Source organism: Brevundimonas sp. NIBR10 (assembly GCF_027912515.1).
Classification (GTDB): Bacteria; Pseudomonadota; Alphaproteobacteria; order Caulobacterales; family Caulobacteraceae; genus Brevundimonas.
The window spans coordinates 2,428,647-2,452,352 of the sequence record NZ_CP115464.1; the positions used below are offsets into that span (position 1 = coordinate 2,428,647).

Genomic DNA, 23,706 nt, shown 5'->3' on the forward strand with positions numbered 1-23,706 from the left:
ATGTCGCGATACCGGCCCACGCCGCGATCCGCGTGGCCGAGACCGGCGAGCCCTCGATCGAGGGCTTTCGCTGCGCGGACTGCGGCGCGATCATGATCGATCAGCCGATGGCCTGTCGGGCCTGTACCTCCCGAACGCCGCCTCAAGCTTTCCGCGTCGGCGAGAGGGGTCGTATCGTCACCTGGTCGACGGTCCTGCGGAGTTTTCCAGGCGTGAAAACACCGTTCGTATCGGCGATCGTCGACCTGGATGACGGCTTGACGCTGAAGGGCACGGTCCGCGGCGTCGATCCGGAGTCCCTGGGTGTCGGTCTGCCGGTTTCGCTGGTGTTTGACGACGCCGGTGGCGCACGGGCGCCTGACGGCGCGCCCTATGTCGGCTTTCATTTCGTCAAGGCAGGAGCAGCGGAATGAGCGACGTCTATGTCGTCGGCGCGGACCTGATCCGGTTTGGTCGATACCCCGATCGCACACCGGCACAACTGGGCGCCGAGGCTGCGCTGCTGGCACTGGATGACGCCGGACTGACCGTTCGCGATCTCGACATCGTCTATGCGTCATCGACGTTCAACGCCGCCTCGATGATCGGCCAGCAAATCCTCAAACAGATCGGCCAGACGGGGATACCCTGCGTCAACGTCTCGAACGCCTGTGCCTCGGGCGCGACCGCCTTTCGCGAGGCGTTCGTCGCCATCAAGAGCGGTCTATATGATGTCGCCCTCGCGGTCGGGGCCGAGAAGAATCCCAAGGGATTGCTCGGCGGACCGATCGGCGACGGCCCTTCGCCCGAGGGGTTGTTCGGATCGGGAACGACCCCGGCGATGTTCGCCGAGGCGGGGATGATCCACGCCGGTAAATACGGCACGACGATGGAACAGTTCGCCCAGGTCGCGGTCAAGAACCATCACCATTCGACCATGAATTCCAAGGCGATGTACCAGCGCGAAACGCCACTGGAGGAAGTCCTGGCCAGCGAAATGATCGCCACGCCCCTGACCAAGTTGATGTGCTCGGCCAATGTCGACGGCGCCGCCGCCGCCATCCTCGTGTCCGAGAAGAAGGCGCGTGAACTGGGGCTTTCGCGGGCGGTAAGGGTGCGGGGATCCGCGCTGGCGTCTGACCCCTATGAACCGCGCAACCCCGTCTTGCTTGATGCCGATTCCGTGACGCGCCTCGCTGTGTCCAAGGCCTACGAGATGGCCGGTGTCGGACCGAACGACCTGGATCTGGTCGAGCTTCACGACTGTTTCGCCACGGCGGAAATCCTTCATTACGAGAACCTCGGTCTGTGCGGCGACGGGGAGGCGGGGGCCCTGATCGACAGTGGGGCTACGGCTCTGGGCGGGCGGATTCCGGTGAATGTGTCGGGCGGACTTCTGTCGAAGGGGCATCCGATCGGCGCGACCGGGATCGCCAATATCGTCGAGATAGTCATGCACCTTCGCGGGGAGGCAGGGGCTCGACAGGTTCAGGGCGCGCGCTTGGGCCTGGCCCATGTGCTGGGCTTCAGCAGTGTCGCGGGCGTCGCGGGCGTGCACATCCTCGAGAAGGCCTAAGATGTCGGCCGAACGCGACATCAACGCGCTTCTGGCGGGCCTCCGCGCGGGTGTGCCCCGCGGCGTCGAGATCACGGGCGTCCGTCCGCTGACCGCAGGTCACTCCAACGAAACCTACGTGCTCGAGGGGCTCGACGCCATTCTGCGGCTCCCGCCCAGTACGCCGCCGGTCCTCCAAGGGCACGGGGTCATCACACAGGGCCATGTATATCAGGAGCTCGGCGCGCTTCCTGATATCCTGCCGACCCCTCGCATCCTTCACCTCGAAGAGGACTCAGGGCTTCTGGGCGATCCATTCTTCATCATGGAGACGGTCCCTGGAGCTGCGGTGACCGACTACGTCCTGCCTGAATGGTTCACCGAGGCGACCCCCGATCAACGGACGTCTGTGTCGCGCCAATGGGTGGCGGCGATCGGGTCGATCGCAAGACTTCAGCCTCTGGCGGCTTTCGGAACCCCTGCCACCCCGGAGAGTGATGCTCGCAAGTGGCGCAGCTGGGCTGCCAATGCCGACTGCCCGGCCCTCGTAGCGCTTTATGATCGCCTGCTTTCCAGACCTGCGCCGCGATCGGGACCAGTGTCTCCGGTCCACGGGGACCCCAAGATCGCGAACCTCATGTGGTCCGACTTCAGGCTCTCGGCGGTTCTGGACTGGGAACTGGGCCACAATGGAGAGCCGCTGACCGACCTGGGTTATGTGCTCTACTTCTTCCGCCCTGAAATCTATTTCGGCGTCCCTTTGCCATCATTGTCGGGGATCATCAGTCGAGACGAGGCGGTAAAAGCCTGGGAGGCCGCCTCGGGGCGATCGGCTCAAGGTTTCGAATGGTACGAGGCCGCAGCGGTCGGAAAGATCGCTGCCATTGTCGCGCGCGGCTATCAGATGATCGTTGCCGGCGAGTCGCACGATCCAAAGATGGCGCGCTGGAAAGAGATGTTGGACGCCAACATTGCCCTCATGGACGTCGTTCTCGGCTGACTGTCGGACATGACCAAGACTTCAAGCAAAGGCGGATAAGATGGTCCCCACGATCGCGGCGCTGACCGGCGCGGATGAGTTTCTGAACCACCAGATCGCCAATACCCACGCGACGGTGGAGACGGCTGATCGCGGCTGGACCGAAAAGATCTGGATGACCTTGTTCCGGAAGGACGGGTCGCTTCAGGTCGATTTCGGTTTGGGGAAATACAGCAACCGGAACGTGCTGGATGGTTTCGCCGGCTGTCAGCAGGGCACGAGCCAGCGCACGATCCGGGCCAGCCGCGTTTTGCGCCCCGCCATCGACGATCTGGCGGTCGGCCCTCTGCGCTACGAAGTCCTGGAGCCTTTTCGCAGAATCCGGGTGACGTGCGCCGCGAATGCTGCGCAGCCGCTCGAGTTCGATCTGACCTTCACCGACCTGATGCCCGCCTTCTTCGAGGGGCGAGACCGGGAGATTCATAACGGCCGTCTGGCGACAGATGTGGTCCGGTATCACCAAACTGGAACCATCAGCGGGTGGATACAGATCGAAGGCGAAAGAATCCCGGTGAATTCCGACGAATGGTTCGGTGTCCGAGATCACAGCTGGGGCGTGCGCGAGCACGTCGGGGTCGATCCTGTCGATCTGGTTCCGCCGCCTAAAGGGGCGAGCACCGATTTCCATTTCAACTGGTTCGTCGGATGTCTCGAACGCCCGGACGGCAGCCGATACGGCCTGAACTATTATTTCCGCGAGTACCGCGAGCCACGCGGGCTGGACTATTTCACCGGCTTCATCAACGAAGCCGACGGTCGTCAGACCAAGCTGCTGCGGGTTTACCCGGAGCTGACCTATCGCCAGTCCGATCATGCCATGATGGGCGGGAAGCTCTACGTGCTGGAATCCAGCGGTCGCCGGGATGTGACCGAGCGCGTGTTCGAGGTGGAAGCCATAAATCCCGAGATGGGATTCCGACTGCAACCCGGCATGTACGGCGCCTGGAAAGGTCTGATCCACGGCGCCTACAAGGGCGATGACTTTCTGGACGGCGAACTGGTCGAGGACGTCAACGACCCCGCCAAGCTTGCAGAAAGCGCGCGCTGGGAGGTTCGCGATCGGCCGCTCAGAATCCGCGAAGGCGATTCGCAGGGCTATGCCGACGTCGAGTCCCTTGTTCGGGGCGAATGGCCCGCAGCGACGATGGTCTGATGTCCGCGCCCTGGATCGACCTGACGGGTCGCGTTGCAGTGGTGACCGGCGCCGCCGCTGGTATCGGGCGGGCGGCGGCCCGCGCCCTCGCGGACGCGGGTGCAACCCTCATAGCCATCGACCGGGACGCTTCCGGCGTGCAGGCAACGACGATGGCCATCGGGGGCACGGCCGAGGCTCGCGTCTTGGATGTCACGGACGCCGTGGCTTGGGGTGAACTTGCGGACTGGATCAGATCACGGTTCGGTCGGCTCGATATTCTGGTCAACAGCGCCGGCGTGTCCCTGTCCGATCGGGTCGGCGACGCGGACCTGGAGATCTATCGTCGGACCTTCGCGATCAATGTGGAGGGCTCGCTGCTGGGGATGGCGGTTGCGCTCACCTTCATGCGGCCGGCGGGGAAAGGCACGATCATCAATCTGTCCTCTGCGGCCTCGCTCAAGGGCAACCCGATCATGGCGAGTTACGGAGCGAGCAAGGCTGCGGTGGCGCACTACACCCGCAGCGCAGCCCTCGAAGTCGCCCGGGCCGGACATGATATTCGCATCAACGCGGTTCATCCCGGATTGATCGACACCTCGATGGCTCAGGACCTCTATACCATTCTGGCCAAGGTCGGGCCGCCGGAGACGGTGATGAAGATGGTCACGACCGGCCGGCCTGGCCGCGCCGAAGAGGTTGCCGACCTGATCCTCTATCTGGCGTCGGATCGCGCCAGCTTCATTTCCGGTGCCAGCATTGTCGCGGATCGCGCACAAAGCGCCTAGGTGGAAAAATACCGGACACTGTGTCCGGCCATTGTACATAGCGTCCGATCTAGCTAATCTGGCACTATGTCGGATGCCAGGCCCCTGTCCCTTCGCGACTCCCATCGCGCCCATACGCGCGCGCGGATTCAGGATGCTGCGCGCGAGACCTTCTTCGGCCGCGGTTATCATGAGGCGACAATCGACGAGATCGCCCAGGCGGCCGGCGTCTCCCGCTCGACGCTCTATCTCTATTTCCCGGACAAGCCTGATATGCTCACCCATATCGCCAAGGCTTACGGTGACGCCCTGTGCAAGGTTGTCGAGCGATTGCCGAGCCCGAACCCGTCACGAGCCGAGATCGGCGTCTGGGTCGGTGAACTCGCCCGGTTCATCGCCGACGACAGGACGCCCGCAATCCTTATTACTCACCTTTCCGAACGCGTAGATGCGCCTATGGCCGTGAGCCAGATTGGTGACCGATTGATCGGCGCCTTGGCAGCACGGCTGCCGGCCTTCGCGGCGGCACTGGACAACAGCGGTGCACACGAGCTTGCGCGGGCCTGGGCCCTGGTCGTGATGCGTGATCTCGGCTGGGCCTGTCTGCAGGCTGCCCGGGACGACGGCAAGGGACTGGGTGCGTCCCTGCTGATCGTGGCGGGCGATCTGCTCGAGCATTTCATCAAGAAGAACGACGAATGGGGGACGACATGAATCGCCAGGAGAAGCGCTGGTTGGGTGAGCCGGATCGCTACGCACGGCTGAGGAAGATCGAGTCGCTGGATGTAGAGACCGATTATCGGGAGATCACGCTCCTGTTCTACGGCGACTTTCAGTCCGCCATGATGGCCAAGGCCTTCAACGGGTTCCTGATGACCTATTCGGGTCCACGGATATCGAAGGTGCTGCACGCATCCGGGGAGTTGGAGAAGCGCGTCGCCAAGCGGGTGATCGACACGACCATCCTGGCCAGCAAGGTCCTGACGGAAGGCTTCGTGGGGGAGGGGCGCGATGCCGCCCGTCGCGTGAACGCCATGCACAAACAATACGATATCGAGACGGATGATTTTCTGGCCGTGGGGATCGAGGAGGTGGTCGGCTCGATCGAACTGGCCGAACGCTACGGCTGGCGCCCGGTCACGGACAAGGAACGTGAAGCCGTCCTTCGGTACTACAGCCACCAGACCCGGGCGTTTGGATCTCCAAAGCCGCTTCCGCCGACCTACGCCGAGGCGCAGGCCTTCTTCTCCCACTATCTCGACACTGAAACCCGCTACGAACCGCGCAACGAGGAACTCGCCAAGGTCTTCATCAAGTTCAACCGCTCCTTGATGCCGTTATGGTTGCGTCCGATGATCGGGCCCTTGCTTTCGGCGCAACTGGATCCCCGTGTGGCTCGAGCCTGCGGCATCAAGCCGGGATCCAAATTCATGAGGGGTCTCGCCGACGTCTTGCTCAAACGCGCTGCGGCCGCCGATCCTGTCCCGGACGGTGCGCCGAGCCAGCATGAGGCCTTGATCCGGACCGTATACCCGAACGGGTACAAGGTCTCCGAAGTGGGGACCCACGTGAAGCCCCCCAAGCCAGAGCCAGCACCGGCTCTCGCCGCCGCCGGTCAGACGGGGGCTCATCCCAGCCAGACCTCAGTCGCCTGAACTTTCGAATCCAGAAGGCGGCCTCGCAGTCTGCCAGGCTCGGCGGTTTGCCGAAATGGTCACGGCGGCCTTCGTATAAAAGGCCTCACCCTTCGACAGGTTGACGAAGTTGAATGCCTGCGCGTGTCGGAACTCCAGCACCTCCACGCCCTCGGGGCCGGGTGTGTAGGTGTAGGGCGTGTTTGCCGGCACAAAAAAGCTGTCGCGCGGTCCCAACTCCTCGGTCCCGATTCTGAGGCTGCCGGCGACGACATGATACAGGCAGTCGGAGTCGTGGCTGTGCAGCGCCAGCGGATAGCTCGCCTTGAGCCAGGCGTGGGTCAGCGCGAAGCCAGGCTTGTCGACCAGCATCGTGGTTTCGTCGCCGTCCAGATAACCGACGGCGACAAGGCTCTTCATTCCCGCCCGCTGAACATCGGTCGTCGACGCGATGCACATTCGGCCCGTGTCCATCAGGCCCGGGGCATCCTTGGCGCGGTAGATGGCAAATCCGGACTTTTGGGTCTCAGTGTCGCTCATGGTTTCCTCCTGCTGCCGTCTCTGGCTGGTCCAGAGCTTTTTCCAACCAGGCCTGTGCGCTCTTGATGAAGTCTTGCGCGATCGCCGTGTCATAAGCCCAGGACTCGAAGCCGTGGGGCGCGCCGGGAATGGTGTCGATCACGACGTCGATGCCCGCCGCCCGAAGTCGGTCGGCATAGGCGCGGTTCTCGTCCAGAAACAGATCGAGCTCCCCGACGCCGATCCAGGCGGGTGGCAGTCCTTCCAGTCCACTGCGCCGGGCCGGCGACGCATAGTCGGGCAGGTCTCGCCCTCCGGGTTCGGCCGCCAGATAGGCGGACCAGCCCAAGGCGTTCTGCCGATTGCTCCAAACAAAATTCCCGGCAGCATCCAGGTCGCGCCGTGCGGCCGTTCGGTCATCCAGCATGGGGCTGAACAGCCACTGCGCGGCCGCATCGGGGCCATCTCTGTCCTGGATGCGCTGGATCAGACCAGCGGCCAGCCCGCCGCCGGCGCTCTGGCCGCCCACGGCCACTCGTTTCGCATCTATGCCCAGATCGGACGCATGATCCTGCACCCACCGCCAAGCGGCGAAACAGTCGTCGAGCGGGGCCGGGAAGGAGTGTTTGGGAGCGAGGCGATAGCTGGCCGCAATCACGGGGATTCCCAGTTTTCGAGCCGTCGCGCCGCAAAGCCGATCATCGAGGACCGGGCTTCCGATGATGTATCCGCCACCGTGAATCCAGAGCAGGGCGCCCTTGGATTTTCGGACGAGGGGGACGTGAACCCTCAACCCACGCGTGGTGCCAGCGACCCTGCGCATCTCGACGCCTTCGGTGGCGATGGCCGGAATCAGACCGATAGCGGCGTTGATCGCCCATCGTCCGAGCGCGCTGTTGAACGGTGTGGGCGGCACCTTGCGCAGCGGCCCTTGGAGTTCGGCTGCGACCCTGCCGAGTTCCATCTAGTCCCCCAACATCATGCCGGCCGCCCAGCCGCCATCCACGGCGAGGTCAACGCCGTTGATGTAGGCTGCTGCATCGCTGGCCAGCATCAAGAGGGGCCATGCCTGCTCGACCGGCGTCGAGCGTCGGCCGATCGGTTGAGCGACGGCGTCGATCACTTCGCCGGGCACCCTGGTTTCGATATCGACCAGCATCGGGGTCTGGACCGCGCCGGGGCTGGTGGCGTTGATGCGGATACCGCGCCGGATCAGCGATTGAGACTGCTGAAGTGTCCAGACGATCAGGGCTTCCTTCGAAAAGGCGTAGCCGTTGGGGATCGTGTGCTTGTTGGTCTCGAACCAGGCGAGGCCCTCGGCGAACGAGGCTGTATCGATAAATGCGAGCAGGTCCGATCGTCGATTTCGCCACCGAGCGCCGCCGTTCGAGGAAACATTCACGATCGCGCTTCCGACGCTCATGTGATCGACAAGTTTCTTGGTCAGATACCGGGTGCCCAAAAAGTTGACGCTCACAATCTCGACGGCGGGCCTTGTCGGTGACATCCCGGCGCAGTTGAGGAGTGCGTCCAGCCGACCTTCAAATCCCAGTGTATCGATTGACACAGGGTCGCCGAGATCGACCTTGTTGAAGGCCGCAAGCGAAAGGTCCGACGGGTGCAGATCCATGCCATGCACCTCGGCGCCGGCCTCGATCAACAGCGATGCGGTCGCGTGACCGATCCCCGACGCGCATCCAGTGACGACAATCCGCTTGCCTGCGAAGCCGAGCGGATCGACCATGGGCGTCCTACTCGATCGTGCCGATGACGGCGCCGACGTCATAGGTCGTGCCAGCGACGCCCGTGATCCGAAGCGTGCCCGAGGCCGGCGCCTCGACCTCGTTGACCGACTTGTCGCTCTCGATCGAGTAGAGCGGCTGGCCTTCAGTGATGCTTGCGCCGTCCTCTGCAAGCCATTCGCTGAGGACGCCTTCCGTCATCGAGAAGCCGATCTTGGGCAGGATGATGTCGAATGCCATGGGTCTGTGCCTGTGGTCAGGAAACGGCCAAGGCCGCGGGAGTTTTCGCGCCGAGAGTGGCGCGGGCGGCGTCGGCGATATCTTTGACCGACACGATGAACAGCTGTTCGAGGCCAGGCGAGAACGGCACCGACGTATAGGGGGCACCCAGACGTTTCACTGGAGCCTTAAGTTCGCCGAACAACTCCTCCTGCAAGGTGGCGGCGATCTCGGCGCCGACACCGAACTGGCGGACGGCTTCGTGTGCGATCACGGCGCGACCGGTCTTGCGGACCGAGGCGATGACGGTCTCGCGGTCCCATGGCGAGATGGTCCGCAGATCGATCAGTTCGACCGAGACGCCATCCGCCTCCAGCTCCTTGGCCGCAGCCTCGGCGCGCATGAAAATTTCGGAGTAGCTGATGATGGTGACGTCGCGGCCTTCCTGGGCGATCCGGGCCTTGCCGAGCGGGATCGGCCCCTGGTCGGCCGGAACCTCGCAGGCATTGCCGTAGGCGCGCGAGCATTCGATGAACATACAGGGGTCGGGATCGGCGATGCAGGACAGCATCAGCCCCTTGGCGTCAGCGGCGTTCGACGGGGCAACAACCTTGATGCCCGCCGTGTGGGCGAACCAGGCCTCAAGGAAGTCGCTGTGCTGGGCGGCGGCCGCGATGCCGGCACCCGTCATCATGCGGATCACGATCGGAACCGTCGTCTGGCCGCCTGACATGAACCGCAGCTTTGCGGCGTGGTTTACGATCATGTCCATGGCCACGGTGGTGAAGTTCATCAGCATGATCTCGGCGACCGGCTTGTAGCCGTTGATCGCCGCGCCGATGGCCGCCCCCATGATCGCCTGTTCGGCGATGGGCGTGGACCGGACACGAGCATCGCCGAAGCGGGTGGACAGGCCGCGCGTGATGCCGACAACCCCGCCGCCTTCGCGGTCGGCCACGTCCTCGCCCAGGACGATGACCTTGGGATCCGCCACCATGGATTCCGCGATGGCCTCGTTGATGGCCTGGATGATGTTGATCTTGGGCATCAGGCGGCCTCGGTTTCAGCAGCGAAAACGTCGCGGGTCAGTTCGTCGGCGGACGGCAGGTCGCTGGCGAGAGCATACTGGATGGCCTCCTCGATCTGTTTGGCCAGATCGGCCTCAAGGTCGGCGAGTTGGGCCTCGGTCGCCACGCCGTCGGCGATTAGCCGGGCGCGGAAGGCCGGGACAGGGTCCTTGGCGATCGCCTCGGCCTTCTCTTCCTTGGTCATGTAGAAGTCGTCGTCGCCGAAGACGTGACCGAAGAAGCGGAAGGTCATGGCCTCGATCAGGGTCGGCCCATCGCCGTCGCGGGCCCGGTTGATGGCTTCATTGGCGGCTGCATACATGGCGAACGGGTCGTTTCCGTCCACGGTGACGCCGGGCATGTTGTACCCCACGGCGCGTTTGGAAATCTGATCAACCGAGGTGGCGTTCTCATAGCGGGTGTGTTCGCCGAACCGGTTGTTCTGGCAGACGAAGACGACGGGCAGCTTCCAAAGCGAGGCCAGGTTCAGGCTTTCGTGGAAGGCCCCGATATTGGAGGCTCCGTCGCCGAAATAGGCGATAACCACCCGACGCGTTCCATCAAGCTTGTGGGCCCAGGCCAGGCCGTTCGCAATCGGCATCGATGAGCCGACGATGCCGGTCGTCAGGATGGCTCCGGACGCAGGATGGGTGATGTGCATCGGGCCGCCCTTGCCCTTGCAGGTGCCGGTGACCCGCCCGGCCACCTCGGCCCACAGGTCCTTGAGCGGGACGCCCTTGGCCAGCATGTCGTGGATCCCACGATAGATGGTGCAGATCTGATCCTCATTGGTGAGGTTCACGGACACGGCGGACGGGATAACCTCCTGACCCCGCGGGGAATAATAGGGCATCATCAGTCGGCCCGACCGCACGACCTTCCGGGAGGCCTCGTCGTTCTGCATGATGAGGGACATCCGCCGGTAGATTTCGATCTGAGTGGCGGCATCCGGAACGGCTGCGTTCACGCCCTCGCCTTGCCCTGTCGTGGCCATCGATGCCGTCTTTCTGTGCTGGGCGGCGCAAACCTCGCGCCCCGGCCGGACTTGGCATCGCCTGCTCGCCAACAGCAAGGCGCGCCGAAGTGATTTCGCCCCGGCGATACCGCGTTTCAGCGGCGGTCGAGAAACACGGTCTGGTGCGCCATGCCGATCATGCCGTCCTGATCACCAAGCCGACTGTGCACCATTCCGATTCCATTTCCCGCGCTCTCGCTGCGCGTGTCGATCAGCAGCCACGGCCCCCGTGGAATCCGCGTAAGGTGGATCGAAACGTCGACGTTGGCGTAGGTCCAATCCTTCGACGAGACGAGGGGCCCCACGCCGGAACCATAGTCCGAAACCATCGCGACGCCTTCCAGCGCGCTCAAGGGGCAACCGGCGACGACTGAGACCTTCGGCTTCACCCACCATGCGCCGGGACCGGGATCAGGAAAGCCGCCGTGAAGGCGCACGGTGGTCGCGAAATCGGAATCGTGAGTGATCCCCACGCTCTCGGCGAGGTCAGGGAACGGGTGGGATGGCGCCGGCTCGGCCACAGGAGACAGGGCCGTTCTGACCCTCAGCGCAGACGCCCTGACCCAGGTCCGATTTCCCAGGGACAGTTCGACTTCGAGCACCTGCATTCGCTTGCCTTCGCGAACGATCCGGACAGCGGGTGTAAGGGGCGCGAGCGGCACGGCACCGAGAATATCGATCGTCAGCCGGGCAGGGGACATGGCGGCGGGAGCGGGGATCGTGTCCAGGACGTGGGCTGCAAGCCCAGCGAGCGCGACACCCATCTGGGCATTCGGGTTCCAGACGCTAACGCCCAGACCTGTCGGCGCAAAGCCGTCGCCGAGGCGGGTATAGAAGCTGTCGCTCACGCTCGTTCCTCGTGCCTACTTCTCTCAGCCAATTCACCCGCCGAGCTCGAAACTTGGAAGGTTCGGGGTGACCTAGCAGACATCCGGTCACTGGCGGCAAACGCCCCGGCGATACCGAGCACAGCAATGGCTCGGTCGTTTGACAGCGGTTCTTTTCGGCCCCTACGCCTCGCCATCCGATGAACCAAGGGCTCGAAGTTTGACCATGAATTCCATCGCGATCGTCGGCGCATCACTTGCCGGATTGAATGCTGCGGAGACCCTGCGACGGGAAGGCTTTGCCGGGCGGTTGGTAGTCTTCGGCGATGAACCGCACTTTCCCTACGACCGGCCACCGCTCTCAAAGGAGATCGCGCGCGGAGACTGGCCGCCGGAGAAGGCCGCGCTTCCGATCGACGCCTTGCTGGACGATGCGGAATGGAAACTGGGCTGTGCTGTGACCGGACTTGACGCGGCGTCGCGCACCCTGACCTACGGTGAGGGTCAGTCGGAGTCGTTCGACGGCATCGTCATCGCGACAGGCGCCGCGCCACGGCGGCTTCCCGGGACCTACATCAAGGGTGTGCATGTGGTGCGAACCCTGGATGACGCCATCGCCTTGCGAGACGATCTGGCCCGACCTGGTTGTCGTGTCGTCGTGGTCGGTGCCGGCTTCGTGGGCCAGGAGGCAGCGGCCTCGGCGCGTAAGCTGGACCTTTCGGTGACCATGATCGAGGCGGTTGCGCCGGCGGCGCATGTCCTGGGCGCGGAAATCGGCGGTATCATCGGCGATATGCACCGTCGCCATGGTGTCGATGTCCGCCTGGGGGTTGCTGCGGCGGCCTTTGAGGGCGTCGAGCGCCTGGAGCGCGTCCACCTTAGCGACGGGTCTGTCGTCGCGGCGGACGTCGCCATTCTCGGCATCGGGGTCACGCCTAACACGGGTTGGCTGGAAGGCTCTGGACTGACGATCGACAACGGCCTGGTTTGCGACGAAACCTGTCTCGCCGCGCCAGGGATCGTTGCGGCCGGGGATATCGCGCGTTGGCCGAACCGCCGCTATGGCGAGCTTCGCAGGGTCGAGCACTGGGACAATGCCGTTCGTCAGGCGGAGCACGCAGCAAAACGTCTCTTGGCCGACGGGGGCGGTCTCAATCCCGGGCCCTACATGCCTGTGCCCTGGTTCTGGTCGGATCAGTACGGCCTGAAGATGCAACTGGTCGGCTCGCCTGTGGCCCACGATGAGGTCCGGATCGTGTTCGGTTCGGGCGAAGAGGAGAGGTTCGTCGCGCTGTATCGACGCGCCGACCGGCTCGTTGCGGCCTTGGGGCTGGCCGCCACGGGCAAGCTGCTCAAATTCCGGCGCATGCTGGAGAACGATCCCTCGTGGGAAGAGGCCCTGGCGGCGGTGTAAACAGGCGAGGCGCTCAAACCTCGATCAGCACCGCCCCGGCCTGACCGCCGCCGGCGCACATGGCGGCGACCCCCAGCCCACCTCCGCGGCGTTTCAGTTCATTGGCCAGGGTCGCGAGCATCCGTCCACCGGAGGCGGAGATCGGGTGTCCGATCGAGCACCCGCTTCCCGAGACGTTCACCGTCTCCTCGTCAAGGTTCATCGTGCGACAGGCCGCGAGCGGTACGGCTGCGAAGGCTTCGTTGATTTCCCACAGCCGGATGTCTCCGGTGGAGAGCCCGGCGCGCATCAACAGCTTGCGCGCAACGTCAGGGACCGAGACACCCGTGCGGGCGGGGTCGATCCCGATCGACGTCCAGCCGCGGATCGTCGCCAGAATTTCCCGACCTTCGGCGCGCGCGATCTCGTCGCTGGTAACGACCATGGCGGCGGCGGCGTCATTGAGACCGCTCGAATTGCCCGCGGTGATCGAAAAGCCCTCGATCTCGGGGTGAAGCACGGCCAGCGAGGCCAATTTTTCAAGGGAGCCGCCGCGTCGCGGATGCTCGTCCACCTTGAACTCGACCTCCTGGCCATCAGCGTTCCGGACGCGGACCGGGACAATCTCGTCCAGGAACCGACCCTCATCGATCGCTGCGATCGCGCGCGCGTGAGACCGGAAAGCCCAGGCGTCCATCTCCTCTCGCGTGAGGCCGACTTCCTTGGCGGCGTTCCATCCCACCGTAATGGACATGTCGCGATTGGGCGCTTCGGCGCTGTCGGGATGGGTTGGCGGGATCCACCAGTCGATCCATTCTCCGGTGACAGGGTCGCGTCGCTGCATTCGCGGCGACATGGACATGGCGTTGACCCCGCCCGCCACGATGATCCGTTCCATACCGGCCAGAACCGCGCCGGCCGCCACGCCCACGGCGCTGAGGCCACCCGCACAATGGCGGTTTACGGCCATGCCGGCAGCCCGGAACATGCCCAGCTCCACGGCCGCATGCCGCGCCACGGCTCCGCCGCCCGCCATCGACTCGGCGAGAACGACGTCGTCGACATCCTGGGGATCGAAGCCAGACCGTTCGACCGCTGCGCGGACGACGATCGCGGCGAGCGCTTCCGCCGACATGTTGGCGAGCGAACCCTTGCGGGCGGTTCCAACGGCGGTGCGGACCGCACTCACAACCACGGCGGACGACATTGAATGCTCTCCAGATCAACGCCGTTGTCTGGCACGACGTGGTCCAGCCGGTAAGCCATCTGTAGTCAAGGCCAAGCGGCGGACCACAGTCATCGCCGGGGCGGTAGCGACGTCGGCCGCAACACCACGCGGGCGATATCTCGGGTGCTTGCGATCGCGCCGGATTGCTTGCCGGACTGCAGTGCGTAAAGCCAGCCCGACGCCGCCCAATGACAGGAGTGGGGGACATGACACTCTATACGACGCTCCATCTTCACAATGTTCCCGAGGACAAGACCGGAGCCTATGCAGATTGGTTCGATGGTCCGCACCGTGACGCCCTGGTTCGGTTGAAGGGCTTTGCCGGGGCAGATCGCTATGAAGTCACTGAGGCCCAGATCATGCCTGATGCCGTTCAGTGCTGGCGATATCTGAGCGTTTACGATTTTGAGGTCAGTGACCCGAAGCTCCAGATTCCCGCGCTCGGTCCATTGCTCGCGGAGGCTCGCGACTCCGGACTGGTCTCAGCAGATGGCGCGGAGCGACTTCACACATTCCAACTGTTCGGCGACTGGAAAATCGGCCCGAACTGGCAGCGGGACAAGCCTTTGTCGGGCGTCAGCATCATCCTGGGCAACTATGTTCCCGGACGTTTCGACGAATACCAGGCCTGGTATGAGAACGTGCACAGCGTCGAGGTGATCAACGTTCCGGGCCATGTCGGCATGAAGCGCGGCGTCCTGTCTGATATTCAGGTCGAGCCGCGCAGCTACTGTCCCGGCGACCAGCTCGTGATGACGGCTCAGCAGACCGACGATCTGATTTTCACGGTCACCGACTTTGGCATGCGCGCATTGGGCAAATCTCCCAGCGGGGTCACCATGGAGCCGCGCTCAAAAGCCGGCTCGGTCGCGCGGACGGTTCACTATTTTAGAAAGATCAGCGGCACGGAGTTCTGGCCGGGAGGCGTGGCCTATGCCGGTGATCTCTCTGTCTACCCGGAGGCAACGCGTGGGCAGTCGGCATCGCCGTGGCGATAGCGGATGGGTGTCGCGCGCACGGCTATCCGCGTCGTGGCAGGATTGAACGACAGGCAAGGATGCAGGAGCAGACATGACGGGCAAGGTTATCGTGATCACGGGCGCCAATGGCGGCCTCGGTCGGGCTCTGGCGCAACGGTTTGCCGACGACGGCGAGACAGTCGTGATGTTGGCGCGTTCGCTCGAAAAGGTCAGCGAAGTCGCCAGAGACATTGGGGGCAAAACGCTTCCAATCGCCTGTGACGTCGCCTCGCCGGATTCCGTGCGCGCAGCCTTTGCCGAGATCGCGCGATCGCACCCGAAGATCGACGTCCTCATCAACAACGCCGCGATCTTCAATCCCTTCCTGATCGAGGAAGCCACGGACGACCAGATCATGGGAGCGGTCCTGACTAATTTCGCCGGTCCTGTGCTCTGTTGCCGGTCTGCCATCCCCATGCTGGATCGCGGTGGTCAGATCATCAATCTGAGCTCGGAATCCGTCGAGCATCCCGTCCCGCATCTGCTGATGTACCAGTCCACCAAGTCCGCGATCGAGCGATTCAGCAAGGATCTGCACAGCGAACTCGAAGACCGAAACATCCGCGTGAGCATCGTGCGCGCCGGCGCGATGGTTGGACCAGGCAGTTCCGCGACCATGGAGCCCGAGGCCGCTATGCGTTTCCTAACCGCAGCCGCCAAGAAGGGCATCGACTTCATGACCCGACCGGTTTCGCAATACGCCTCCACGGTGCACCTCTTCCGGACGATCGTCGACCTTCCGGCGGACCTCCACATTGGCCTCATGGCCTATCAGGCTCGCCCGGCCGACTGAACCCATTCGACCCGGCGCAAACACACAGGATTGAGGATCAGCAGATGACGACGTTCAATGAAGGCAAGCTCTACATCGACGGCCGGCTGAGGGACGCAGCGGGCGGTGCGACCTACGAGGACATCGATCCCTGGACCGGGCAAGTCTTCGGACATGCTGCTGACGCGTCAGCCGAGGACATGGAAGAAGCGATCGCTGCTGCGCGGCGGGCCTTTGACGACACCGATTGGTCGACGAACCACGCCCTGCGTCGCGAGATGGTCGTCAAATTGGGCGAGCGGCTGCAGGCCAATCGGGACAGGCTCGTTCCGCTCGCGCAGCATGAGCTGGGCTCAGCCCTGGGCGCGGCCCTGGGCCCACAGGTCGATGGGCCGCTCTCCTACTGGAATGAACTCATCACAATGTTCGATGCCTTCGAGTGGGAGAAGAACATGGGCCAGCGGGTGAGCTACGGAGTCACGAACGACCGTCTCGTGGTGCGAGAGCCGGTAGGTGTCGTCGGCGCGATCACGCCCTGGAACGTGCCCTTCTACATTGCCGTCGGCAAGGTGGTGCCAGCGCTTCTGGCGGGGTGCACCGTGATCCTCAAGGCCGCGCCTGAGACGCCCCTAATCAATGCCTTGATGGGCGAACTCGCCCATGAGGCAGGTTTCCCGGCGGGCGTCTTCAATGTGGTGACGGCGAAGGACCCGGTCCTCACCGGTGAAATGCTGGTGACTGACAAGCGGGTCGATCTCATTTCGTTCACCGGCTCGACCGGCGTGGGCAAGCGGATCATGGAGAAGGGCGCAGCGACGCTGAAGCGGGTTTTCCTCGAACTCGGCGGAAAGTCGGCGAACATTCTCCTCGACGACACGCCGGATTTCGCGACGGCGGTCGCGCATTCGATCGTCTGCTTCCATGCCGGGCAGGGTTGCGCGATCAGTACGCGTCTGTTGGTGCCGCGCAGCCGCTACGAAGAAGCTGTAGCCGTGCTGGAACACACTTATGCGGCCTATGCCGGTGTATGGGGCAAGATCGATGACCCGACTAATGTCATGGGTCCGGTGATCTCGGCGCGTCAGCGCGACCGGGTCATGGGTTATATCGAAACGGGCAAGGCGGAGGGCGCGCGGTTGATCGCAGGCGGCAATGTTGCGACCGACAAGGGCGACGGCTATTTCATCGAACCCACCTGTTTCGTCGATGTGACGTCGGACATGACAATTGCCCGTGAAGAGATCTTTGGACCGGTCCTGGTCGTCATCCCGTTCGAGGACGACGATGACGCGGTCAGGATCGCCAACGACAGCGACTACGGCCTGTCCGGGGGCGTGCAGTCGGCCGACCGCGAGCGGGCGATGAAGGTCGCGCGCCGTATGCGGACCGGAACGATTGGCGTGAACGGCGGAAGCTGGAGTTCGCCCGATATGCCGTTCGGCGGCTACAAGCAGAGCGGTGTCGGGAGAGAGTGGGGTCTGGAAGGTTTTGAGGAATACCTCGAAACCAAATCCATCGGGATCGCTGCCTGACGATGGCCGTGCGTTTTGCCCATTTCGGAGCCGCCGGAAGAGGCGGCAACAGGCTGCGACGCCCTGGCGAGGCGACATGACCCGCCCTTCGGCTCGGGCACAGGCAGGGACCTCCCCCCAGGTGGTGACCTACAACCTCGTTGGTCAACGCCTGGGCCGTAAGGGCCAGGAAACCCGCGAGCGGGTCATCAGCGCCATGTTGACCCTTCTGGACGACCCGGAAGGCCCACCGGTGACACTGACGGCGGTGGCCAAGGAAGCGTCGGTCGGAATGACGACGCTCTACCTTTACTTTCCGGCGATGGGCGACCTGCTTCTCGCAGTGCTCCGATGCGTGATGGACACTGCGGGCGATGCCTTCATGAAGCTGGTACGCGATTACTGGCGAGACGAAACTCTCACAGAAGACTGTCTAGCGTTTCATCGGGCCCATTATCTGTTCTGGAAGCGTCATGCGCGATTACTCAGAATGCGGAATAGTTTCGCTGATGATTGCGATCTCGCAGTTCTGAGTTACAGATCGCAAGCGACACGACCGCTTCTGAATGCGCTGACGCGACAAATGGGTTGCGATCTCGCCGACGGGGACACCCCTTGCGCCCATCTGGCGACCGTCGTCCTCACTGGCCTTGAACGTGTTGCTACGGTCGTCACGACCCCACATTTCCACATCACCTCGCCGGCCCACGGAACCAGTGCCGAAGAGGTCTACATTGATAATCTCATCACCGCGCAATCGCGGTTGACTGAAATCGCCATAAGGGACCAGCGTCGCAATAATCGCTGATCGACCGGCCCGGCATCGCCGCCGCGATTACGTCAGCACGACCCGCTACACCGCTATGACCGACACGGGCGTCCCGTTACCTTCTGCTTCGTCGCACAGGAATGCACTGAGCGCGGCGCAATGGGACGGCACAGATGACACAAGTAATGAAGGGCGTACGGGTCCTCGAGGTAGCGCAATTCACCTTCGTCCCCGCAGCGGGGGCTGTCCTGGCGGACTGGGGTGCCGACGTCATCAAGATTGAACATCCGGTTCGCGGTGACACTCAGCGCGGCTTCGTCAACATGGGCGGGGTCAAGGTGGACCCCTTGCGCAACATGCTCGTGGAGCATCCCAACCGTGGCAAGCGCAGCGTCGGCATCGACATCTCCACCGAAGAAGGCCGACAGCTGATCTACGAGATCGCCGCGACGGCGGATGTTTTCCTGACCAACTACCTGCCGTCCGTGAGGCAGAAACTGGGCTTCGACGTCGAGCAGATTCGGGCCGCCAATCCGAACATCATCTATGCGCGCGGCTCGGCTTATGGGGACAAGGGTCCCGAGCGAACGGCGGGCGGGTTCGACAACACCGCCTTCTGGACCCGGGGTGGCCTGGCCTACACAATGACGCCGGAGGAACTGGGGGGCGCCTTCATGCAGCCGATCGCCGCCTTCGGTGACTCCATTGGCGGGATGAACATCGCAGGCGGCATCGCCGCCGCCCTGTTTCACCGTGCACGAACCGGCGAGGCGATCGAGGTGGATGTCTCGCTGCTCAGCACCAGCTGGTGGGCCAGCGGCGCCGCCGTCGATCAGGCGATCGAAACAGGCACGGCACCGCGCACCCGTATGCCGATGTCCGGCGGAATTCCGGGCAACCCCTTCCTCGGCAACTACGCGACATCCGACGGCGGGGTGATCAACCTGTGCACCCTGACGCCCGGACCCTATGCAAGGGACCTGTTCGCCCACATGGGCATTCCGGAAGCCGCGGACGACCCGCGTTTCTCGGACGCTCACAAGATCATGGAAAACCATCAGGCCGCCAGCGACCTGATCGCCGCCGCCTTCCTGGCAAAGCCTTTCGCCTACTGGCGCGAGAAGCTGAAGACCTTCACGGGGCAGTGGGCTCCGGTGCAGAGTCTGCTGGATCTGGCGCAGGATTATCAGGCGATTGCCAACGACATGCTCATCGAAGTCGAGGCTGTCGATGGCGGAGCGCCGATCAAGCTGGTGCGGAATCCCGTTCAGTTCAATCACCAGCCGGTCGAGACCACCCGTGCGCCTCAGGCTTCGGAGCACACCGAGCCGTTCCTGATGGAGCTCGGGCTCGACTGGGATAGGATCGAAAGCCTGAAGGCTGCCAAGGCCATCGCCTGACCGTTAGCAAGGAAGAGTGACATGAAAGCTGGAACCAAGCTGAAGAGCGCCGTCTGCGATACCGAGATCATGGTGATCAAGGCTGTGCCTGACGGTGTCGCCGAATGCGGTGGTGCGGCAATGGTCGCTGAGCGCGGAGTCTCGAGCGACCTTGATCCCGCCTTCTCCTCAGGCACGATCATGGGCAAGCGCTATGTTGATGATTCCGGTACCGTCGAACTGCTTTGCATCAAGCCGGGAAAAGGTTCGCTGGCGCTGAATGGCGTCGCTCTCAAGGTCAAGGACGCCAAGCCCTTGCCCTCTTCGGACTGATCCTCAGTGGATATCTCGCTTCTGCTGAAAATGGCCGCGGATACCGAGCCGGATCGGATCGGTCTGACCTGCGATGGCCGATCCTGGAGCTATGGCGAGCTCTGGAACGCGGCGACCGGCGCAGCCGCCGCGATCGCCGCGAGTGGTTGCGAGCAGGTCGCCTTGCTGGACACGGGTAGCGAAGCCGCTCCGATTGCGCTGTTCGGCGCCGCGCTTGCCGGCGTGCCCTACTGTCCCCTGAACTATCGCCTGGCGGACGCGGACCTCGCGGCTCTCCTTGCTCGGATCGAGCCGGCGTTTGTGGTCGGCGATACCTCGCGGGTAGGCGCACTCATGTCCGGAACGGGGAACCAGCTTCTGACTCGGGTGGAGTTTGTGGCGCGGGCCGAGGCTATGGCGGAGCCGGATCGTGGGACGGGCGAAGGGGAGGGGGTTGCCGTGCAACTCTTCACCAGCGGCACCACGGCGGCTCCCAAGGCCGCGATCCTGAGGCACGCAAACCTTGTCTCTTACATCCTTGGCACGGTCGAGTTCGGGGCGGCGGATGAGAGCGAGGCCGCATTGGTCAGCGTGCCACCCTACCATATCGCAGGCATTGCGGCCCTGTTGAGCTCAATCTATGCGATGCGTCGGATCGTTCTACTGCCGGCCTTCGAGCCCAAAGCCTGGACCCAGCTCTGCGGCGCCGAACGGGTGACCAACGCCTTTGTCGTCCCCACAATGCTGTCGCGGATTGTGGAAGGTCTCGACGATGAACAGGCCAGGAATCTGCTCTCGTTGCGTTCTATCGCCTACGGCGGGGGGCGCATGCCGCTGGAACTCGTCGCGCGGGCGCTGGAGCTGTTCCCGTCCTGCGGCTTCACCAACGCTTATGGCCTGACCGAGACGAGTTCCACGGTGGCCCTGCTGGGCCCCGAAGAGCATCGCCTGGCGCACGCCTCCGACGATCCGGCCGTCCGCGCGAGGCTCGGGTCCGTAGGCCGACCACTGCCGACCATCGAGCTAGAGATCCGGGACGAGGAGGGCGGGGTTCTTCCGGCCGGAGTGCCTGGCGAGATCTATGTTCGCGGAGAACAGGTGTCCGGCGAGTATCGCGAACGCTCTGCCCTGGATACGCAAGGCTGGTTCCCGACCCGCGACGCCGGCTATCTCGACGCCGACGGCTATCTGTTCCTTTCGGGGCGCGCCGACGACGTGATCGTAAGGGGTGGCGAGAACATATCGCCTGGCGAAATCGAGGACGTGCTGTTGTCGCACCCGGACATCGCGGATGTCGCTGCAGTCGGCGTCCCTTCGGCCGAATGGGGAGAGGCCGTGGCCACCGCGATCGTCGTCAGGGGAACCGCACCTTCCCATGATGACATCAAGGACTTGGTCCGTGGACGCCTGCGTTCGTCACGCGTGCCCGAGCAGATCTTGATCGTCGATGCCCTGCCGTACAATGAGATGGGAAAGTTGTTGCGCCGAGACGTGCGCAAGCTGTTCGGCGAGAGCCGGTAGATTGATCCCGGCGCTGCTTATCCGCGGCGCGACCCTGCTTGACGGCCGATCTGTGGACGTGCGGATCGTCGGTGGGCTGATTGTGGAAATTGGGTCGGGCTTGGACGCCGCCGACGCCAGGGTAATCGAGGCTGAAGCCGGCCTGCTGATTCCCGGATTGCACGATCATCACGTCCATGTTGCTGCAACGGCCGCTGCTCGAACTTCCGTCAAATGTGGTCCCCCCGACGTCGTCGACCGGGAAGGCCTCGCGCGGTGTCTGTCGATGCCTGGGATCGGCTGGCTGCGTGGTGTCGGATATCACGAAAGCGTTGCGGGCATGCTTGACCGCGTCTGGCTCGATCAGGTGGCTCCGGAGCGCCCGGTGCGAATCCAGCATCGGTCTGGACGGATGTGGTTCTTGAACACGGCTGCGCTCGAAACTCTTCTGGCACCCGGAGTTCCGCTCCCTTCTGGCCTGGACCGGGTCACCGGCAGGCTCTTCGACGAAGACGCCTGGATGCAGCAAGTCATGGCCGCCAATATGCCAGCCTTCGATGACGTCGGGGCTGAGTGGTCCCGTCTTGGCGTCACGGGGATCACGGAGATGAGCCCGGCCAACGACGATCGTGTCGCGTCTCATTTTGTTGCGGAGCGTGAGCGGGGAGCTCTACCTCAATCGGTCGTCCTTGCGGGTCAGGCTTCGCTCGGGGCCGGGGGTATGAATCGGGCGCTCAAGCTGGGGCCGGTCAAGATTCATCTTCATGAGGCAGACATGCCTGATTTCGACACGGTGGTGTCCATGATGCGCAAGGCCCACGCCAAGGGACGGACTGTCGCCGTTCACTGCGTCTCGGAACTCGAACTGGTCTTTACTCTGGCAGCATTGCGCGACGCAGGGGTCGAGCCCGGAGATCGGATCGAGCATGCCTCGATCTGTCCGGATCATCTGCTGCAGGATATCGCCGACCAGGGGCTGTCTGTCGTGGCGCAACCGAACTTCGTGTCCGAACGCGGGGACGCCTATCGCCAGTCCATTGCGCCAGACGAATGGTCTGCCCTCTACCGCCTGCAGAGTTTCGTCTCGGCGGGAGTCACATTGGCCGGGGGCACCGACGTTCCCTTCGGCGATCCTGATCCCTGGGCCGCGATGGCAGCTGCGGTATCGCGCCGGACACTCTCTGGTCACGTGATCGGGGCCTGCGAGGCGATGAGTCCGGAACAGGCGCTAAGTCTGTTCACGGCGGACCCCGTTGATCTTCGACGACAACGGTACGTGGAGGTGGGCTGCGCCGCCAGCCTTTGCCTCTTGACCCGGCCATGGACCGAAGTGCGTAACGCGCTATCAGCCGCCGATGTCAGGGCCACGGTGATCGAGGGCAGGGTCATCTACGATCGCGTCGATCAGGCCCCAGTCCAGGGCGGTTTGGGCGTCGATGCGTCTGCCTGACAGCATCATCAGGGCTGCGCGCTGACGTCCAATTCGTCTTGGTACGGAAACGCATCCTCCCGCGCCCGGCAAGATGCCCATGCCCAGTTCCGGAAGCTGAAACCAGGCGTCGGAGGAGGCGGTCACTCGACCGGCGAAGGCCGCGAATTCGAGACTGGCTCCTATGCAGGCGCCTCGGACATGAACCTCATAGATCGACGCTCGCGGCAGGATCGCGCGCGCCGGTAGAGTGCGGCTTCGGATAAAATGCGCGCTGGGAGGATCGTCGGTCGTTCCGAACTCGCTCAAATCCGCGCCGACACCAAAACATCGCCCGGTCGCAGTTATCCGCACAGTTTGAATGTCAGCATCAAGGTTCGCGAGCGAACAGGCATCGAACAGAGCGTCACGAAGGGCGCGGTCGATCGCGTTACGCGCTGTCGGGCGGTCGACGGTGATGCTTACGACATCGCCATCGCGCTCGGTCACCACCCCTCCCTGGCCCGTTGGAGTTCGAGCCGAGTGCGCTGCCAACCAGTTGCGGTGCTCGCGACCCGATTGCAGGGCCGCGAAAGCAAGGGATTCGCAGGTCAGGGCCCTTAATGTCTCCATCCCTTCCGTCGCGCGAAGCAGATCCACAATCACCCAGGCGGCCCGAGGCGCTTTGGTGATCGCGGATGCGAGACCGACGAGGTTGAGGGCCGTATCGACACGGATATCGGCCTGTTCAGCCAAGGGATGGAGCGGCGAACCTACAGCGATCACAGGTATCGGCGGCAGTGGATCGAGCGGCACCGCGCGCGGCCATGTCGTAAGGTCGATCACCACAAAAGGGCGGTCGTCGTGGCGCCAGTCGGCGCTCAACATCCACGGTTCCAGCCGGTGGTAGGTCATGGCCC

The 23,706-nt window shown here is 63.7% G+C and carries 25 protein-coding genes; 16 read left to right on the forward strand and 9 right to left on the reverse strand.

The window, feature by feature from the left end; translation table 11 throughout:
• Nucleotides 1-32 precede the first annotated feature (32 nt).
• The 7 genes from O5K39_RS11895 (at nucleotide 33) to O5K39_RS11925 (ending at nucleotide 6,127) form a co-directional block, all read left to right on the forward strand.
• Entirely contained in the window at nucleotides 33-413 is a 381-nt protein-coding gene (locus O5K39_RS11895) for an OB-fold domain-containing protein (RefSeq protein ID WP_271143840.1), read from the forward strand.
• Nucleotides 410-1,555, forward strand: a complete 1,146-nt coding sequence (locus O5K39_RS11900) for a thiolase family protein (RefSeq protein ID WP_271143841.1) — start codon at nucleotides 410-412, stop codon at nucleotides 1,553-1,555. The genes O5K39_RS11895 and O5K39_RS11900 overlap by 4 nt, the downstream gene beginning before the upstream one ends.
• Nucleotide 1,556: 1 nt before the next feature.
• A complete protein-coding gene (locus O5K39_RS11905) occupies nucleotides 1,557-2,534 on the forward strand; it encodes a phosphotransferase family protein (RefSeq protein ID WP_271143842.1) in 978 nt (325 codons plus the stop codon).
• Between the two features lie 40 nt (nucleotides 2,535-2,574).
• Complete coding sequence (locus O5K39_RS11910) at nucleotides 2,575-3,726, forward strand: hypothetical protein (protein WP_271143843.1); 1,152 nt, start codon at nucleotides 2,575-2,577, stop codon at nucleotides 3,724-3,726.
• 41 nt (nucleotides 3,727-3,767) lie between these two features.
• Nucleotides 3,768-4,493 (forward strand): SDR family oxidoreductase, encoded by a 726-nt coding sequence (locus O5K39_RS11915; RefSeq protein WP_271143844.1) that lies wholly within the window; start codon nucleotides 3,768-3,770, stop codon nucleotides 4,491-4,493.
• 66 nt (nucleotides 4,494-4,559) lie between these two features.
• Nucleotides 4,560-5,186 carry a TetR/AcrR family transcriptional regulator gene (locus O5K39_RS11920; protein WP_271143845.1) on the forward strand — a complete coding sequence of 209 codons (627 nt, stop codon included), beginning with the start codon at nucleotides 4,560-4,562 and terminating at the stop codon, nucleotides 5,184-5,186.
• Nucleotides 5,171-6,127 (forward strand): oxygenase MpaB family protein, encoded by a 957-nt coding sequence (locus O5K39_RS11925; RefSeq protein ID WP_271143846.1) that lies wholly within the window; start codon nucleotides 5,171-5,173, stop codon nucleotides 6,125-6,127. The genes O5K39_RS11920 and O5K39_RS11925 overlap by 16 nt, the downstream gene beginning before the upstream one ends.
• Here the strand turns inward: O5K39_RS11925 and O5K39_RS11930 are convergent.
• From O5K39_RS11930 to O5K39_RS11960, 7 genes are all read right to left on the reverse strand, one after another.
• Complete coding sequence (locus O5K39_RS11930; RefSeq protein WP_271143847.1) at nucleotides 6,116-6,646, reverse strand: hypothetical protein; 531 nt, start codon at nucleotides 6,644-6,646, stop codon at nucleotides 6,116-6,118. The two genes, O5K39_RS11925 and O5K39_RS11930, sit on opposite strands and share 12 nt — an antisense overlap.
• A complete protein-coding gene (locus O5K39_RS11935) occupies nucleotides 6,633-7,589 on the reverse strand; it encodes an alpha/beta hydrolase (protein WP_271143848.1) in 957 nt (318 codons plus the stop codon). The genes O5K39_RS11930 and O5K39_RS11935 overlap by 14 nt, the downstream gene beginning before the upstream one ends.
• Nucleotides 7,590-8,369, reverse strand: a complete 780-nt coding sequence (locus O5K39_RS11940; protein ID WP_271143849.1) for a coniferyl-alcohol dehydrogenase — start codon at nucleotides 8,367-8,369, stop codon at nucleotides 7,590-7,592. It lies immediately after the preceding gene.
• 7 nt (nucleotides 8,370-8,376) lie between these two features.
• A complete protein-coding gene (locus O5K39_RS11945; RefSeq protein ID WP_271143850.1) occupies nucleotides 8,377-8,607 on the reverse strand; it encodes a biotin/lipoyl-containing protein in 231 nt (76 codons plus the stop codon).
• Between the two features lie 16 nt (nucleotides 8,608-8,623).
• On the reverse strand, nucleotides 8,624-9,634 hold the full coding sequence (locus O5K39_RS11950; RefSeq protein WP_271143851.1) for an alpha-ketoacid dehydrogenase subunit beta: 1,011 nt from the start codon (nucleotides 9,632-9,634) through the stop codon (nucleotides 8,624-8,626).
• A complete protein-coding gene (locus O5K39_RS11955) occupies nucleotides 9,634-10,647 on the reverse strand; it encodes a thiamine pyrophosphate-dependent dehydrogenase E1 component subunit alpha (protein WP_271143852.1) in 1,014 nt (337 codons plus the stop codon). The genes O5K39_RS11950 and O5K39_RS11955 overlap by 1 nt, the downstream gene beginning before the upstream one ends.
• Before the next feature lie 116 nt (nucleotides 10,648-10,763).
• A complete protein-coding gene (locus O5K39_RS11960) occupies nucleotides 10,764-11,516 on the reverse strand; it encodes a thioesterase family protein (RefSeq protein ID WP_271143853.1) in 753 nt (250 codons plus the stop codon).
• Nucleotides 11,517-11,721: 205 nt separating this feature from the next.
• Here O5K39_RS11960 and O5K39_RS11965 point away from each other — a divergent pair, with 205 nt between their 5' ends.
• Nucleotides 11,722-12,909 carry an FAD-dependent oxidoreductase gene (locus O5K39_RS11965; protein ID WP_271143854.1) on the forward strand — a complete coding sequence of 396 codons (1,188 nt, stop codon included), beginning with the start codon at nucleotides 11,722-11,724 and terminating at the stop codon, nucleotides 12,907-12,909.
• Nucleotides 12,910-12,922: 13 nt separating this feature from the next.
• On the opposite strand, the gene O5K39_RS11970 is transcribed toward O5K39_RS11965, so the two are convergent.
• On the reverse strand, nucleotides 12,923-14,095 hold the full coding sequence (locus tag O5K39_RS11970) for a thiolase family protein (RefSeq protein ID WP_271143855.1): 1,173 nt from the start codon (nucleotides 14,093-14,095) through the stop codon (nucleotides 12,923-12,925).
• A gap of 227 nt (nucleotides 14,096-14,322) precedes the next feature.
• Here O5K39_RS11970 and O5K39_RS11975 point away from each other — a divergent pair, with 227 nt between their 5' ends.
• The 8 genes from O5K39_RS11975 (at nucleotide 14,323) to O5K39_RS12010 (ending at nucleotide 22,828) form a co-directional block, all read left to right on the forward strand.
• On the forward strand, nucleotides 14,323-15,114 hold the full coding sequence (locus tag O5K39_RS11975) for a hypothetical protein (RefSeq protein ID WP_271143856.1): 792 nt from the start codon (nucleotides 14,323-14,325) through the stop codon (nucleotides 15,112-15,114).
• Between the two features lie 73 nt (nucleotides 15,115-15,187).
• Nucleotides 15,188-15,928 (forward strand): SDR family oxidoreductase, encoded by a 741-nt coding sequence (locus O5K39_RS11980; RefSeq protein WP_271143857.1) that lies wholly within the window; start codon nucleotides 15,188-15,190, stop codon nucleotides 15,926-15,928.
• A 44-nt stretch (nucleotides 15,929-15,972) separates the two neighbouring features.
• Complete coding sequence (locus tag O5K39_RS11985) at nucleotides 15,973-17,439, forward strand: aldehyde dehydrogenase family protein (protein WP_271143858.1); 1,467 nt, start codon at nucleotides 15,973-15,975, stop codon at nucleotides 17,437-17,439.
• 121 nt (nucleotides 17,440-17,560) lie between these two features.
• The gene (locus O5K39_RS11990) at nucleotides 17,561-18,226 is read left to right on the forward strand and encodes a TetR/AcrR family transcriptional regulator (protein WP_271143859.1); all 666 of its coding nucleotides are present in this window, start codon (nucleotides 17,561-17,563) and stop codon (nucleotides 18,224-18,226) included.
• 134 nt (nucleotides 18,227-18,360) lie between these two features.
• Nucleotides 18,361-19,587 carry a CoA transferase gene (locus tag O5K39_RS11995; RefSeq protein ID WP_271143860.1) on the forward strand — a complete coding sequence of 409 codons (1,227 nt, stop codon included), beginning with the start codon at nucleotides 18,361-18,363 and terminating at the stop codon, nucleotides 19,585-19,587.
• A 21-nt stretch (nucleotides 19,588-19,608) separates the two neighbouring features.
• Nucleotides 19,609-19,899 carry a hypothetical protein gene (locus O5K39_RS12000; protein ID WP_271143861.1) on the forward strand — a complete coding sequence of 97 codons (291 nt, stop codon included), beginning with the start codon at nucleotides 19,609-19,611 and terminating at the stop codon, nucleotides 19,897-19,899.
• Nucleotides 19,900-19,905: 6 nt separating this feature from the next.
• Complete coding sequence (locus O5K39_RS12005; RefSeq protein ID WP_271143862.1) at nucleotides 19,906-21,399, forward strand: fatty acid--CoA ligase family protein; 1,494 nt, start codon at nucleotides 19,906-19,908, stop codon at nucleotides 21,397-21,399.
• A 1-nt stretch (nucleotide 21,400) separates the two neighbouring features.
• The gene (locus O5K39_RS12010; protein WP_271143863.1) at nucleotides 21,401-22,828 is read left to right on the forward strand and encodes an amidohydrolase family protein; all 1,428 of its coding nucleotides are present in this window, start codon (nucleotides 21,401-21,403) and stop codon (nucleotides 22,826-22,828) included.
• On the opposite strand, the gene O5K39_RS12015 is transcribed toward O5K39_RS12010, so the two are convergent.
• Nucleotides 22,724-23,701: an enoyl-CoA hydratase/isomerase family protein gene (locus tag O5K39_RS12015; RefSeq protein ID WP_271143864.1), complete on the reverse strand. Its 978-nt coding sequence runs from the start codon at nucleotides 23,699-23,701 to the stop codon at nucleotides 22,724-22,726. The two genes, O5K39_RS12010 and O5K39_RS12015, sit on opposite strands and share 105 nt — an antisense overlap.
• Nucleotides 23,702-23,706 lie beyond the last annotated feature (5 nt).